Annotated in this window: 18 protein-coding genes; 6 read left to right on the top strand and 12 right to left on the bottom strand. The window is 60.4% G+C overall.

Going from position 1 to position 14,141, the window contains the following annotated elements; translation table 11 throughout:
• Positions 1-177 precede the first annotated feature (177 nt).
• The 6 genes from MET49242_RS26305 to MET49242_RS00900 all read right to left on the bottom strand — a co-directional run bounded on the left by MET49242_RS26305 (position 178) and on the right by MET49242_RS00900 (position 4,582).
• Positions 178-459 carry a zincin-like metallopeptidase domain-containing protein gene (locus tag MET49242_RS26305; protein WP_256378555.1) on the bottom strand — a complete coding sequence of 94 codons (282 nt, stop codon included), beginning with the start codon at positions 457-459 and terminating at the stop codon, positions 178-180.
• Positions 374-1,090, bottom strand: a complete 717-nt coding sequence (locus tag MET49242_RS00925) for an ArdC family protein (RefSeq protein WP_256378554.1) — start codon at positions 1,088-1,090, stop codon at positions 374-376. Before MET49242_RS00925 ends, MET49242_RS26305 begins: the two co-directional genes overlap by 86 nt.
• A gap of 557 nt (positions 1,091-1,647) precedes the next feature.
• Positions 1,648-2,382 carry a GIY-YIG nuclease family protein gene (locus MET49242_RS00915; RefSeq protein ID WP_036279604.1) on the bottom strand — a complete coding sequence of 245 codons (735 nt, stop codon included), beginning with the start codon at positions 2,380-2,382 and terminating at the stop codon, positions 1,648-1,650.
• Complete coding sequence (locus MET49242_RS00910; RefSeq protein ID WP_036279602.1) at positions 2,375-3,235, bottom strand: hypothetical protein; 861 nt, start codon at positions 3,233-3,235, stop codon at positions 2,375-2,377. Before MET49242_RS00910 ends, MET49242_RS00915 begins: the two co-directional genes overlap by 8 nt.
• Positions 3,232-4,377: a DNA cytosine methyltransferase gene (locus tag MET49242_RS00905; protein WP_036279600.1), complete on the bottom strand. Its 1,146-nt coding sequence runs from the start codon at positions 4,375-4,377 to the stop codon at positions 3,232-3,234. Before MET49242_RS00905 ends, MET49242_RS00910 begins: the two co-directional genes overlap by 4 nt.
• On the bottom strand, positions 4,370-4,582 hold the full coding sequence (locus MET49242_RS00900) for a hypothetical protein (RefSeq protein WP_036279598.1): 213 nt from the start codon (positions 4,580-4,582) through the stop codon (positions 4,370-4,372). The genes MET49242_RS00905 and MET49242_RS00900 overlap by 8 nt, the downstream gene beginning before the upstream one ends.
• A 158-nt stretch (positions 4,583-4,740) precedes the next feature.
• Here MET49242_RS00900 and MET49242_RS00895 point away from each other — a divergent pair, with 158 nt between their 5' ends.
• A complete protein-coding gene (locus MET49242_RS00895) occupies positions 4,741-5,340 on the top strand; it encodes a hypothetical protein (protein ID WP_036279595.1) in 600 nt (199 codons plus the stop codon).
• Positions 5,341-5,686: 346 nt separating this feature from the next.
• On the opposite strand, the gene MET49242_RS00890 is transcribed toward MET49242_RS00895, so the two are convergent.
• From MET49242_RS00890 to MET49242_RS00865, 6 genes are all read right to left on the bottom strand, one after another.
• Positions 5,687-6,406 (bottom strand): hypothetical protein, encoded by a 720-nt coding sequence (locus tag MET49242_RS00890; RefSeq protein ID WP_051133895.1) that lies wholly within the window; start codon positions 6,404-6,406, stop codon positions 5,687-5,689.
• Positions 6,407-6,427: 21 nt separating this feature from the next.
• Positions 6,428-6,853, bottom strand: coding sequence for a thermonuclease family protein (locus MET49242_RS00885; protein ID WP_244430618.1), 426 nt, complete (start codon positions 6,851-6,853; stop codon positions 6,428-6,430).
• Between the two features lie 184 nt (positions 6,854-7,037).
• On the bottom strand, positions 7,038-7,790 hold the full coding sequence (locus MET49242_RS00880; RefSeq protein WP_036279593.1) for a hypothetical protein: 753 nt from the start codon (positions 7,788-7,790) through the stop codon (positions 7,038-7,040).
• A 21-nt stretch (positions 7,791-7,811) separates the two neighbouring features.
• Positions 7,812-8,333: a hypothetical protein gene (locus MET49242_RS00875; RefSeq protein ID WP_036279580.1), complete on the bottom strand. Its 522-nt coding sequence runs from the start codon at positions 8,331-8,333 to the stop codon at positions 7,812-7,814.
• 226 nt (positions 8,334-8,559) lie between these two features.
• On the bottom strand, positions 8,560-9,174 hold the full coding sequence (locus tag MET49242_RS00870) for a hypothetical protein (RefSeq protein WP_036279578.1): 615 nt from the start codon (positions 9,172-9,174) through the stop codon (positions 8,560-8,562).
• Complete coding sequence (locus tag MET49242_RS00865) at positions 9,174-9,512, bottom strand: hypothetical protein (RefSeq protein ID WP_036279576.1); 339 nt, start codon at positions 9,510-9,512, stop codon at positions 9,174-9,176. The genes MET49242_RS00870 and MET49242_RS00865 overlap by 1 nt, the downstream gene beginning before the upstream one ends.
• 148 nt (positions 9,513-9,660) lie before the next feature.
• Here MET49242_RS00865 and MET49242_RS00860 point away from each other — a divergent pair, with 148 nt between their 5' ends.
• From MET49242_RS00860 to MET49242_RS00840, 5 genes are read left to right on the top strand one after another with little or no spacing between them, the layout of a single operon-like run.
• Positions 9,661-10,386, top strand: coding sequence for a lytic transglycosylase domain-containing protein (locus MET49242_RS00860; protein ID WP_244430616.1), 726 nt, complete (start codon positions 9,661-9,663; stop codon positions 10,384-10,386).
• Positions 10,383-10,694 (top strand): TrbC/VirB2 family protein, encoded by a 312-nt coding sequence (locus MET49242_RS00855; protein WP_036279574.1) that lies wholly within the window; start codon positions 10,383-10,385, stop codon positions 10,692-10,694. The genes MET49242_RS00860 and MET49242_RS00855 overlap by 4 nt, the downstream gene beginning before the upstream one ends.
• Complete coding sequence (locus MET49242_RS00850) at positions 10,694-10,990, top strand: type IV secretion system protein VirB3 (protein WP_036279571.1); 297 nt, start codon at positions 10,694-10,696, stop codon at positions 10,988-10,990. Before MET49242_RS00855 ends, MET49242_RS00850 begins: the two co-directional genes overlap by 1 nt.
• A gap of 11 nt (positions 10,991-11,001) precedes the next feature.
• On the top strand, positions 11,002-13,437 hold the full coding sequence (locus MET49242_RS00845) for a VirB4 family type IV secretion system protein (RefSeq protein WP_036279747.1): 2,436 nt from the start codon (positions 11,002-11,004) through the stop codon (positions 13,435-13,437).
• Positions 13,427-14,122: a hypothetical protein gene (locus MET49242_RS00840; RefSeq protein ID WP_144259398.1), complete on the top strand. Its 696-nt coding sequence runs from the start codon at positions 13,427-13,429 to the stop codon at positions 14,120-14,122. The genes MET49242_RS00845 and MET49242_RS00840 overlap by 11 nt, the downstream gene beginning before the upstream one ends.
• Positions 14,123-14,141 lie beyond the last annotated feature (19 nt).

Raw genomic sequence — 14,141 nt, 5'->3', positions numbered from 1 at the left:
TCGCCGCAAACGTCACGCGGGAATTGCTCTCAAGGAGTACGAGCACGGGCCGCGCGCACTTGCAGAGGATGAGGTCGCCGTCCCAATGGCCGCACTCGGTTTTGGCGTCGATATTCTCGGGCCGTACATGGATGGAGACGCGATCCCTTATGCTGCGTGCACAACACTGGAAGCCGCCTAAGCGGCTTCCTCCTGAGGTTTGCGGCTGAACGCCAAAATATAGTCCGTCGCGGCGCTGGCGGCCGCGGCGGCGGCGAAGATCGCTTTCTTGTCGTTTTTCAGGATCGTGAGATATTGCGCCATATACTGCGCGTGATCGGGACGGGGATCATTGGCAATTCCGAGTTCCGCGCAAAGGAACGCTGCCGACAATTCAGCGATCAGCTCTTCGAACGCATAGGCTCGATCGGCGAAGCGTTTGCCCTTTTCGCGATTGAGGCGGCTCTCGGCGCCCGGCATAATGGGACAGCTCATGAAGGATGGTCGAATAATAGGCTTCCTGCGCAGTACTGGTCTCGGTTCCGAAGAAGGCTCTTTCGTCGGGGATGCTGATGCAGTCGGTTAGCCGGTTGTAGCAGGCGCGGGAGCCGCCATATTCGATCCGCGCGCCCGTCGCGGCAATCGCATGGTCCACGCTGGCGATGCGTTCGAAAAGCGGGCGCTCGGGCAACGTCGGGGCGTCCGACGGGTAGCCCTCGACCTGAGAAGCATTGAAAACCCAACTGGCCCGCGCAAAGGGGATCGTCTTGCCGCCCTCTTCGCCGTCAACGCCGGATTCTTCGCGCGTATCGACTGCCAAGTTTTTGTAGAACACAATCGGCGTGCCCTTCTCACCTTTGCGAACGTTGGCGCCGCGCTCCTGCCATTGCTTGAACGTCGCCCACTTGTGCGACTCGTAGCCCAAGGCCTGCGTCGTAATCCACAGGGACAGAATATTGACGCCTCGATAGGCCCGACCTGTGGTTTCATTTGTCGGGGCTCTGGTGCTGGCCGCGCGATGCCAAGGCAGCTTGAATTCTCCCGCGCCGGCCTCGATGGCGGAGACAATGCAGTTTGTGATTTCTTGGTGAATGTCGAAACGGTTTTTCATGGGTCTCTCTCCGTTGCGAGGCGGTCGCCCCGTGAGAGCCCGTGAGCCGGGGCGCCGGCGAGCGCACCCAAAGGGCGGCGTTAGCCGAGGGCTTGTCCCTTGCGCTTGTCAGCCGGCGTTTCGGCTAGGGCTTCTCTCTCCGGGGCTCCCGCCAACGGGAGCGAGCAAGAGAAAGACGCGACACAAGGAGTGAAACCAGGGGATAGGCTCGATAGCCATGATGGTCGTGGCGATAGCCGCCATGACGCTCGTTCGCGCGCTCCGACGGAATGAGCTCGGGTCGCTCGCTTCCCTTATGATTGTCGTCTTGTGGATCGCGGTCGCCGGCGGCGCGACGGCGATAGACATGATGCACTGGCGGTATATGTGCGTACACGTCCAATCGAACAGGGCAGGGCGTTTAGGTCGGGTTTGAACAAGCCCAGTCGACCTAACGAGGCTTCTTATCCTGCGTGGACGCAGCGGCGGCAGAGGAGGGGCCTGCGGGCTTTGGCGCTTTGTAATTCTATCGATGATGGTTCGCTACGCCAGCGGCAGGAAAAAGCGCCCGCATCCCTTCAAGAGTCTTCGTCGCCATCGTGTCCGACGGACGCGGCCCCGCCAAGAGCGTCATACCGCCTGGACGCAAGCCATTGGAGGCGCAACGCCTGGGTCTGTAACACGCGCCGTAAGCCTCCTTGCACCTTCCTTTCAGAGATCACCTGCGCGAGACGCGAAATTATGAGCGCTCGCCGTGCGATTCTGAAGTCAGGATGAGATCGGATTTCATATACGTGCTCCGAAACGATCCTCCCCCGAAGTGATGGCGGGGCGTCCACGACCAGTGAACCAAGAGGGGGATCCTTCTCATTCAAGATGGCTTTGAATTCAGACTGCTCTATTGCGCGTTGCGTGATTAGGCGCTCGAGGGCGTCGAGATGCTGCCGGGCGCCGACGTCGGCGCGGCTGGTGTCTTGAAATTGCGGCAAGGGCCACACCTCGATTTCGAGAACTTCGAAAGGATCGAGTACGGACATCGCAACAGCGTCAGTGCGCTGGTTCGTCAGATGACGGCGGATCCGGGTCCGCAACATCTCATTGGTCTGCCCGACATAAATGGGTTCACTGTCATAATCGAAGAACGCGTAGACGCCCCATTTGTAGTGTCCGACCTTTGGCGTTTGTCCCGCCCCGTCGTCAAAAGGGGCATCGAGAAACTTAGTCAAATTTTCCCGCAAGTCCTCCGTTTCAAACGGAGGAAAATTCACATAGTCCGGATTTCGTGGCGCCCGGCGATCGGTGTCTTTACCCACGTCGGATCGCCGTCATTTCGGACGAATGCTGGACAATCCCGCCCCGCACGATGGTCGTGCGCCGCATCGTCTCGTGGGCCCGAAACGCCATGTCGAAATTGACGTAGCCGATCTCGTCATCGCGGCAGCCAAAGCACGCTTGAAATGCGGCAAGGAGCTCAACGCGCGATATCGGTTGGCTCGCCGCGCTCGGCGCCTCGATCGACGGCGTCGAGGCAGGAAAGACGTAGATGCAGGGAGGCGGCGCACAAAACGGGCCGAGCAGCGTGCTTCGGTCGATATTGTCACGCCCCGCCACCTTCGGACAGGAACGTCCGCTGGTCCCGCACATCATGTCCCATATGACCAGACCGTCGACAATCTGGTTCCGCGCGATGATTTCGGAGCTGATGCGCGTATGAATTCCAGACCACGCGTTCCTCCGTGGATCTGCGCCAACATTGGTGCATAAGCTCCAAATGACGAACTCGTCGGCGCTGCTCGGCCGCTCAAAAAGCTTAGTGTTGTCGCCGTCCAAGCAGCCCTTTAAATCGATGACTGCGCTGCGCCCGCTTCTCAGATTCACGACATAGTCGTGGAGCACGCCGCGTTTCGCACGATCCCAGCTTTCTATAAATCCGCGATCTTCCATGTGATTGAGCACATGCTGGACGAATTCTCGCTTGTCTCGCATCGTGGCAGAGAACTCGCCGCGCACCTGTTGAATGGCGCCGCGAAATATCGGCGAGGCGTAAAATTCTTTCTCCGCAAGGCCATGGTCGCCAAGCCTATGAGCTTGGGTCTTGAGCACCTCTGCGAATTGTTCGATCTGACGGCGAAGGTTCGGGTCCTGTTCGCAAGGGATGACGCTCACGCCGCCCTCTCCGCCCGAGCTTTAACTCCGAGAATTGGCTCGAACAAATATTGTGCGAGATGCCGCACAACATCGACCACAACCCCGTCTCCCGTAAGGTGGTAAGCCTCATTGTAGCTCTTGGGCAGCTTGTAGTCGTCATCGAGACCCATCAATCGCGCGGTTTCTCTTGCTGAGATCAATCGCGACCGAATCTTATTTCCGTCGACGACCATGATGGTCTGTCGGCTGGAGCCGCCGGCTGGCGTCCGCAAGCATCCGGCGACGTCATCAAACCGAATTTCCGCTCGTTGCACCTTTACGCCATTTTCGTCGTATCGCGTTCGCTTGTAGACTCCGCCAACCATCCGACGGCCCGCGCGCTTTGCCGCTTCAACTTTCGACAGGTTGACTTCAGACATCATCGCCAATAGCTGCTTGGTCTCAGCCGGGCTATGCCAGTCGACGCTCGTCGGGTTTTCTTCGATGAGTTCGGCGAATGTCGCTTTGCGATGGGGCGGGGTCGGCAAATTCCACCATGCTAGCTTTGTTCGATGGCGCGCTGATACTCCATCGACCGCTCTGCGTAGGGCGCGAGTGTGGAATGGCTCGATCGGCTCTGGCGAGACGAGAGAAGCTTCGATCGCAATGTCCTCGTGAACGCCGATTACAAATAGTCGTGGGCGCGATTGCGGCTGGAACATAGACGCATTGATGATCAAAGCGCCATATCGGTACCCTGCCTCGGAGAAAGTTTTGCAGATCGCGCCGAAATCCTTCCCGCCATGCGAGGTGAGCGTGCCGCAAACATTCTCGATGGCGACGATCTTCGGGGCGCGATTATCCGAGATCAGTCCGCCGATTACGTCCCAGAACGGATAGAAAGTTCCCGACCGCTCACCTTTGAGGCCAGCGCCGCCCCCTGCCAAAGACAAGTCCTGACACGGAAACGAGCCCCAAATCAGGTCGGCGCATCCCGGAAGTTGGCTTGCCGTGACCTTTCGAACATCGCCAACCAGGAGCTCTCCCCCCGTCCCCCAATTAGCTTGATAGGAAAGGGCCTTTTTGTGATCGAAGTCGTTTGCGAACTGGCACGTCCACCCTGCGCCGAGCCCCTTCCTAGCCATGCCGCCGCCAGCAAAAAACTCATAGAAGTCAGGCATGACGCTTCCAATCGGGATCTTGCCTGCCGAATTGGACGTCGCGCACGAGCTTTTCTTCAATGGCTTCTGCGATCCAGGTATTGCGGGATACGTTGCCAGGGCGCGAACTGCGAGCATCGTCGATCGCCTCGAACATTGCTGGCGACAGGCGAAGATTGATGCGGTCAATAGCGCGAACTGCGCTCGATTTCGACGAATCGCTCATGCATCAAGGGTGGCGCCTTTTTGGCGCCATGTCTAGAATGTTCTATATATGTTCCAACGGGCGCGCAGGACCTTTCCACATTCCCGAGGCTCGGGTTTCAAGGCTCAGTCGCCTGAGAGGCCGGTAGCGTGACATCTCGTCGTTGGGAAGAAACTCAGATGCCTTGGATTCCTCGCTCGTTCCCTGTCGAAATTCGTCGCAAGCCGGAATTGGGTGATCTCGCCGACATATCGAGCGAGGAGCTCGAGCATGCGGAAGTGGAAGGGTGGCTCGCAGGCAATCGCTGCTATCGCGACATGCGCGGTTTCTCATGGGATGAGGTTCGTGCGGCACTCGACTTGGAGACAGATATCATAAATCGACTCAAAACCGCCGAGCATCCCGAGGCCGAGCTCGCGGCCTTTCTCGAACTGCAAGCGACGTCGTTTGAGGATGAACCGGCGCTTTGGGGGCTCGATATCGGCGTTGCATCAGCGACGATTGCAATGTCGGCCTATGGCGCGACGCCCGTATCGAGCTGCAACGCAGGTGCCTTTGGCGGCCAGCATCACGCAAAATATCCCTATGTCGCCTTTTTCCTTCCAAAGGAGTTGGCTTTGGACGTGTTGCTTGCTGCTGAAGATAGCGACGTTGGGCTGAATTCCGATGAAAATGGCATCGCGCAGATCTATGGACGGGGAGAAATGGATTTGGTCCGCTTTGCCGAGACTTCTTGGCGGCGATACGGAGGCCTTCGGAACCCAGCTTCAACGCCGTGAGCCGCGGCGCAGTCGCCACCGAAATCCTCCGATTTCGAGGGCTTTTTGCCGTCGCTGAGGGATCGGACCCTCACCGACAGCGGCAGTTTCTGTCGATCAAAAATAAACGCAATGTCCACACGCCGTATTTCCTCAGGCTCGATGAACGATAGAGCAATACTGGATCACCTGTGCACAATTCGATACGGGTGTCCGCTCTCCAATCGCCGTCCCAACACGCTCGCGAAATCCGCCCCCATCCTTGCCGGCGTCGCGATCCACACCTCGAGCTCCGGGCGGTGCTCGAAGAACGAAAGAGCGGCCGATAGGCCCGGCGCATCGTAGTCGGCAAAAATCGTGACGCGTCTTACGCTCGCGGAAGGGTGACGATCGCATAGCGATCGGCGCCAAGCGTCGCCCAAACGGGGAAATTCTCGTGAAGCAGCGACGCAGCCCAGGCCGTCTCGAAGCCTTCCGCGAGCCCGATATGCTCAGCGGCGGGCGCAAGGCGCAGAAGCCCATCGCCGAGCGGTCCGATCGCGCGCCGTGGGTGCGGCACGTTGGCCTTTCGAAGCCCGGATGCATCGAGAAAGGTCAATTGAATCGCGACCATCGCCCGTGAAGGCGCCTGCACGGCGGCGACGAGACACGGGAAACGCCGCGTTTCGTCATAGCGATAGGAGGGAAGGAAGCGAATGGTCGGTGGCGGAGTCGGCGGCAAGCGGCGTGAGCGAAGGTAGGTCTCGACAGGCGTGCCGGCGACAGGAAGCGCCGCCTTCCAAAGTTTCTGTGCAAGGGCGGACGTGGTCTTCGATTTCGTCGCCGGTCTGTAAAGGGTTCGGGTTTCTAAGCAAGGCTTGGGGCCGTGGTCCGGAGCGAGCGCGTTCAATGCAGCGATAATGTCACGGGGTTTGCAACCGGCGAAGCAATGGAAGACGAGCGCGCGTTTTCCGTCGGAGACGCTGAGCGATGGACGCAGATCGCCGCGCCCCTTGCCGTGCCCTTTCACGGGACAGGAGCAGAGGTAGCCGCCTCCCTCCGGCTTCCCGCCAAGCATTTTGGCTATTGTCGCGGCGTCGAGCTTCATCGCGCGGACGGGTCAATGGGCTTACTGGTAGGCGCTTCTAAGCATGGCCGAGGGGTGAGGCAGATCGGGGGAAGCCCAGAGGCCGCGCCTGCTTTTCTGCGCGTCGCCCTCTGCAACGGCGTATTGGAAGTCCACGGGTTTGCCGTGGGGATCGGTGGCGGCGAAGGCGAAGCCCTGCGTTATAAGGATTGTGCCGAGGTCGAGCGTTTGAGCGCCGATATGGGCGGCGCAGACGGCGAAGATGAGGGAGCCCGACTTTGCAAGCGCCGTGCATCGAGGTTTGGCGTCCTTGATCAGTGCGGCGAAATAGGCGATCGAGGCTTCTCCGCAATCGCGCCTTATGCCGGCAGCATTGGTGAAGGTCGTCCCGCGAATGCAGGACTGGACCGCATAAAGCCGGAAGGTCTGCCCGCCCTGAGTCCAGGTGTCTCCCGTTTGGAATTGCACCCCCGCCGAGGGGAGGTCGAAGACGGGAAGCGGCGCATTCTTTGGCGCCGGAGCTACTGGAACAGCTCCGTTCGCTGATCCCGCCTGTTGAGCGTCGGCAGTCGAGGCTGCGATTACCGCGAATGCACAGAGTAGTGGTCGGCAAGCAACGCCAAGGCGGGCGAGAGGCATGCGCTGAGCCCTCCTACGCGAGGTTCGCCGGCAGAGAAACCGGCGCACTGCCCGGAGACGGCGGAATGACGCCGCCGGGCGTGGTCCCGCCGCCCGGGCAGTTGGTCCCGCCGCCGCCCGAGCCGTTTGAAGCGTTGCAGGTCGCTGCCGCCTGGTTGATCTTGTTTTGGATCGACTGTCCCCAGGAACAAATGCTTTGATTGTTTCCGTCGAGATTCGCGCCGCCATTGGCTAGCGTTTGGCCGGTGGCTCTGACTCCGCCATTGCCGATCGACGGGCAAGCGCCGCCGTTCGCCTGCATGAAAGCCAGGTCGTTTTTGCAAATCAGCGGACCAAATTGGAAGCAGGCCGCGAGCATCCCGGCGGTCACCGGGGTTCCGTTGACACTGCCGCTGTTGGAGAGCGTCTGATAGGCGCCGCTGGTGTTGGAATTGCCGACCTGTTGCGCCCAAATGCAGACCTGCTGCTGAGCCGACAGGTTCAGGTACTGGCTCGGCGAGTAGCCAGTGTTCGTGAGATTGGAGCGCGTCAGCTGCAAGACGCCGAAATTGTTCCCGTTTGAAGCGCAGGTATTGCCGCCGGACTCGGCGATCGCGGCGCCGCCGAAATTGCAGGCGTTATTTTTCAGCGCGTTGTTCGCCGAAGGGCAGTCTTGTATGTCTTGGGCGACGTCCGATGCGCTGACGGTCTGACAATCTGCGTACGCAACCTCAGGACCTGAGATAACGACTGCGATCGTGAATGCAAGGAGTGTTGACGCTCTCATTGCGATCTTTCCGATACAGAGCTATCTCACGACGACCTTTTGCGAGAGCTCTGTCCTCTCGTCTCCATCGACGTTCGCGAAGGTAATTTGATGGGTCTGCGGATCGAAAGTCGCGATCGTCGCTTTCCTGGCGTTTTGAGGAGCGTCTGCTTCGGAGACGGTGACAAGTAGGTCGGCGATATCGCCGAGGACCTCGAGCTTCCCGCCTGAGAGGCTCGCCACCCGCGTGGGACAAAAGAGCAGGTTCGGAACGCCGCCAGCGTTGGCACAGTTGTTCCTGATGACGGAGACGACGATCTGTTTTCCTTCGACCTGGAAGCTCGTGGTGTAGACGACGCCGACGAGCGGCTTATCTGCGCCGCCCGGCGTCGACTGCAGATATTCGCGAAACTTGAGCATCTCCGGAACTTGATCCGCCCAAATGCGGGCCTGCAGGTTCGAGTCAGTCAAGGAAAACGTTTGCGCCAAGAGTCGGTGCGAGACCATTTGCTGAGCGCTGGCGGGAAACGAGGCGAGCATCGCGAGAATGAGGGCGACGCTCATGAAAAATTCCTTCATAGAATCGACCGACGCGAAGCGAGAGGCGCGGACGGGCGCGGGCATCAAAGGCGCGAAGCGCTGATGGAATGGTAGAGAGCCAGCGTGCGGGCACTGCCTTTCCGCTTGACGCAAGGAGGCGAGCGGCTGCGTCATAAATCGCAGCGCTCGGATCAACGGCGAAGAGAGGCGGCGTCGCTTGGACATTATTGGCGCTCCGGCGATCTTGGCGCTATTTCGTGGGGTGAAGGGGCACGGTTTGCGCGCATTGGGGAATTTCCACATGCGAAACCGTGTAGCGGATTTTGAACGCGCGTGCGGCGATGTCATAGGAGACCTCCGTGCGCGTCGCGGAGGAGTCTTCGATGGGCGCTTGCGGCTGCTTTTCGAGAAAGCAGGCCGCTCCATCGATCACGAGTGCGTAGCGGTCCGCCTCGAACATGGCGAGCCGCATCGGACAGACTTTGATTTTCACGCCCGCCGCCGAGGAAGGGTATTCGTCCGTGCAAACATTGGGCGCGTCGAGCACGGTGAGGGCGGCGAGCTTGGTTTGAAAGTTGATCGTGAAGTGCCATTCCGACGCGCCGCGATTGCCGACGGCGTAGCTGAGCGAGGGGTCCGTGAGCGGACGCCCCGGAAGGACCGCCGATGGCGGCTTCGAATTGCTCTCGTCGAGCCGATCCTGCCAGATTGAAGCATAGGACTCCGCTTCTCCCCGCGGAAGGCGAAGATCGGAATAGGCGACCGGGCGCCAGCGCTCCGGGTCCGGCGTGAAGGATTCGGCCGAGACCGTCGCGGGCAGCAAGACGAACCCAGCCGCCAGAATCGACGAGAGCAACGCGCGCATCAGCGACGCCCGACGAAAGGCCGGAGAACGCGCATAACGGCCCGGAACACTCCGCGGGCGGCAAAATAGATCGCGGCGAAGAGAGCGAGCGTGGGAAGCAGCACCAGCAGCGCCGAACCGTTGGGACGCAGCGGGGTTTGCAGGTCCGGAAAGAAGACTGCGTTCAAAATGCGCTCGATTGGATAGAGAATCGGACCGACAAGTTGGACAGGAAGACCGTTCAGCCAATCGGCCGCCAGCGAGACGACAACCACCAAAACTCCTAGGACGATCAGAAAAGGAAAAGGAGGCCGAATCGGTTCAAGGAAGACGTACTGGCTGTCATGGAGATGCTTCATGGCGGCGCTCTCACTCGGGCATTTGCGGGGACGTTTCCGATCGCTCGTGACGTTCCAACATTTTCAGTGGCTTTCATATCGCAGATTTTGGTTGTTGCCAATTTATTATATTTTGTTAAGAGAGGATCGCTCACCAGGGAATTGCCCCATGCGCATTGCGCTCCTTGTCATCCTCTGTGTTCTTCCCGTGATCGCGGCTGCCGACGAGCAAAAACCGGCGTCAGGGGCAGCTATAAAAGTCGCCTTGGCGCCGAGTTCAGGGGCTCCGCCGAGCTTGTCGACTGAGCCTGTCGAATCAGGAGTGTGCGTGGCCGAGATGGATTCGCAAAGCCTGCGGGACCTGGTTCAAACCCAGGCGCGGAGCGCAGGCATCGACGAGAAGCTTGCTCTCGCAATTCTGGACCAGGAGTCGACAAGCGGCGTCAATCTCAATTCCCGGAGGGGCGCGCGCGGGCCGATGATGCTCATGCCGCAGACCGCCGCCCAATATGGGGTCAAGGACATTTGCAACCCTGTCGAAAATGTCCGCGGATCGATGCGGTTTCTCAAGGATCTCGTCGTCCAGTTCCAGGGAAACATGATGCTCGTCGCCGCCGCCTACAACGCGGGCAGCGAGCGCGTTTACCAGGCGAAAGGCGTGCCGGCCAACTTGGAAACGGTTCGTTACGTGGCTGCCGTGACCAATCAATATTACGGGCTTGGCGATTTTTCGGCGCGGCGCGGAAAGCGCGGCCCCGAGGCGAGCCGGAACGCTCAGGAAGCCTCAGAAGGCGAGACGCCGCCAGCCGGAAAGAGCCGTTCGGCGAGAGACCAGCAGTGGATCGGCGGGTCGGTTCTCTATGTGGCTCCTGATGACGAAGGAGAAAGTAAATGACGTTTTTTTCGCGTTCCGACGCAATGTTCCTGGGCGTTATGGTCGGATTGGCGCTGATTATCGGGCCCGATTCAGCCCTGGCGCAGACGGCGACCTTCCAGCCCCTGAACACCGCGTTGACGAGCGTCCTGCAATTCATGACGGGAACCTTCGCGACGACGGCCGCCACCGTCGCCGTCGCCGCCGTCGGCTATCTCGCGCTCACCTCGCGGATTCCCTGGTCCTGGGCCTTCTCGGTCATCGTCGGCGTGGCTCTGATCTTTGGCGCTGCGCAAATCGTCCAGTCGCTCACAAACGGGCAGGGCTGATGATCCGGCAACAGGCGAAGCCCCGTCTCGATCCGCTTGTCGGCGGGCTCACAAGGCCGCCCATGATGGTCGGCGTCCCCTATGTGCTGTTCGTGATGGAATGGTGCGTCATCGTTCTCATCTTTATCAACACGAAGAACCTGCTGATGTTTTTGCTGTTCGCGCCCATCCACGGCCTCGCTTACGCGCTGACGGTCCGGGACAATCGGTTCGTCGATATTTTGCTCGTGCGCTACGGCAAATGCCCCATCACCCGAAATCATCGATTTTGGGGCGGCGACTCCTACAAGCCGTGAGGGGGTCGATCGTGGCGAAGCTTTCCGCGTATATTCTCAATTCCCTGAAATTCGGGGCGCAAAACGGCCGCGAGGCCGGGGTCTCGAAGCACGTCCCTTATCTTCGGCATGTCGACGAGGACATGCTCAAAACGAAGGAAGGCCACTTCCTAATGGTGGTGAAGGTCGGCGGCTTCTGCTTCCAGACGGCCGACCAGACGGAGATCGACATGCGGCTCTCGAGCCGCAACACGCTCATTCGCTCGATGAACGACAGCCGCTTCGCCGTCTATTCCCACATCGTCCGGCGCGAGGTGACGCCAGAGATCGGCGGCGGCTTCGACAACTTCTTCTGCGCAGAGCTCGATCGCCGCTACATGGCGAACCAGGCGCATAAGCGCATGTTTGTGAACGACCTTTACTTAACGATCATTCGCCGGGGGTTTCAGGGTAAGGTCGGCATAGCGGACAAGGCGACGAGCTTTTTCCGCAAGGGACTCGGCGTCGATGGGAAGGAGATCGAGCGCGAGGCCAAGCGGGAGCTGCGCGATGTCGTCGCCAATTTCTGCAGGGAGATGGCGAGCTATGGCGCCCAAATTCTCGGATGCAGGATGCGCCACGGCGCCGTCTGCACGGAGATCGGCGAGTTCCTGGCGCAGCTGCTGAACGGCGGGGCGCCGTTTCACATGGCTCTGCCACGCATGGCGCTTGACGCCTATCTGCCGACGAAGCGCATCACCTTTGGCAAGAAGGCTCTTGAATGCAGAGGAGCGTCGGACGCCGACACCCGCTTTGCCGCGATGCTCTCCATCCGCGAGTATCCCGCCTACACGGGAGCCGGGATGCTCGACGGGCTCCTGCGCGTCCCGCATGAACTGATCGTCTCGCAGTCCTTCGCGCTCGAAGACCGCGCGCCGGTCATGTCGCATGTCGCCAAGGTCGAGCGCCAGATCGCCGCTTCGGACGAAGCGGGGACCGAGGTCGAGGCGGCGATCAACACCGCCCGCAACGAGCTCGTCACCGGCCAAACGGTCCTGGGCTACCACCATCTGACCGTCTGCGCCCTCGGCCGCTCCATCCGCGAAATGGAAAAATGCGTTCAGGCCGCGACGCAGGAGCTGCAGAATTTCGGGACGATCGTCGTCCGGGAGGACATGAACGCCGAGCCTGCCTTCTGGGCGCAGATGCCCGGGAATTTCGCTTATATCGCCCGCCGCTCCCTGATCTCCTCGCGCAATTTCGTCGGCTTCGCCTCGCTCCACAACTTTGCCGTCGGCAGGCCTGAGGGCAATCGCTGGGGACCGGCGATCTCGATCCTGGAGACTACGAGCCAGACCCCCTATTATTTCAACTTCCATAGACGGCAGGTCGGCAATTTCACGGTCACCGGTCCGACCGGCTCGGGCAAGACCGTCGGCCTGGGTTTCCTGCTCTGCCAGGCCATGCGGGTGACGCCGCGCCCGCGCGTCGCCTTCTTCGACAAGGACCGCGGCGCCGATCCGCTCATCCGGGCCATGGGCGGCAGCTATGAAGTGCTGGTTCCCGGCGTTCCGACCGGCTTCAACCCCCTGCAGCTTCCAGGCTCCCCTGAAGACCGCAAATTCCTCGAAGACCTCCTCAAATTCATGGTGCGGCCCCGCGACGGCTCGGACCTTGGCGCGCATCAGCTCAAAATCGTCGAAGGCGCGGTCGATCAAATTTTCGCGGCGCCCATCAAGGATCGGCGTTTTGCCGAGGTCGCGCATCTGCTCAGGGGCAGCGAGAGGCTCGGCCAAGAGGATCTGGCGTCGAGATTCGACATTTGGACCAAGGCCCGCGGATGGCTCTTCAACAACGATCGCGACTCGTGGTCGGCGTCGAATGGCGTGTTCGGCTTCGACATGACCAAGGTGCTCGACGATGACGATATCCGCACGGCGGCGCTCGGCTACATCTTCCACCGAATCGAGGGGATGATGGACGGCAATCCCATGATGCTGTTCATCGACGAAGGCTGGAAAATTCTGACCGACGACAAGTTCGCGGGCTTTCTCAACGACAAGCTGAAAACCATCCGCAAGCTCAACGGGATCGTCGGCTTCGGCACACAGTCGGCGAAGGATATCGTCGCCTCCCCCATGGGGCACACGCTGCTCGAGCAGACGCCGACCAACATCTTCTTCCCCAATCCCAAAGCGGACTTCGAGAGCTATGTGACGGGGTTCAAGCTTTCCGAGCGCGAATTCGAGTGGGTGATCAGCACCCATCCCGACTCTCGGCAGTTCCTGATCAAACACGATCAGGACTCGGTCATCGCGCAGCTCGATCTCTCGAACATGCTCGATATCGTCAAAGTTCTCGCCGGGAACGTCGACACGGTCCAGGAGTGCGAAGAGCTGCGCGCCCGCGTCGGGGACGACCCGCGCGTGTGGGTTCCGATTTTCTGCAATTGGCGCTCCGCGAAGCGGGAGGTTTCCCATGCGGCATAGATTATTTCCGTTGGCGGCCTCCCTTCTCGCCTCCGCTGGGCCGGCTTTCGCCGATACGCCCGTCACCGACGCCGCTCGGGAGACGACCGAAAAAAGCATCTCCGATTGCACGGCCAAAGCGCGGGTCTACAAGGATGGCGCCTTGCAGCCCTCGAAGGGGATTACGGCAAGCCTGCAGACCCCGGGGCAGGGCCAATTGCCGTCAGCTGGCGCCGATCTCGTCTCAGCAAACAATGTCTCGGCGCCCGCCACTGGGGTCGTTTCCAACATGGATTTGAGCGCTGTGCAAACCACCGTCACCGGCGGTGGAACGAGCGTCACCGCGCTAAATCTGAATACCGTGGCGCAGACGGTCGCGGCTTTGGGCGCGGTCGCGAGCGGCATTCAAGGGAACAAGAGCAACACGCAAATCGCCAGCGCCATCATCGGCGCGCTCGCGCTCTCCCAGTCCGCCTGGAACCAAAACAGCAGCGCGCGCAGCAACAACGGCGGAATGTGGAACCAGGCGATCATGGTGACGAGCCTGACGGCGCGGCTCTTCAATCAGCGCGGGCTGAACCTTATCGCCGGCGCGAGTCGGGCGGCGAATGCTTTGGCCTTCGATCCGGCCAAAGCAACGCTCACAGGGCTCTCCGCAATGACTGACACAAATGCGACTGTCGTCCCGCGTTCCACGGGACCGTGAGGCGAGGCCAGAGGAGACA

The organism is Methylocystis sp. ATCC 49242, assembly GCF_000188155.2.
Lineage (GTDB): Bacteria > Pseudomonadota > Alphaproteobacteria > Rhizobiales > Beijerinckiaceae > Methylocystis.
The sequence above is the reverse complement of the archived record's forward strand: the minus strand, read 5'-3'. Positions and strand labels throughout refer to the sequence as shown.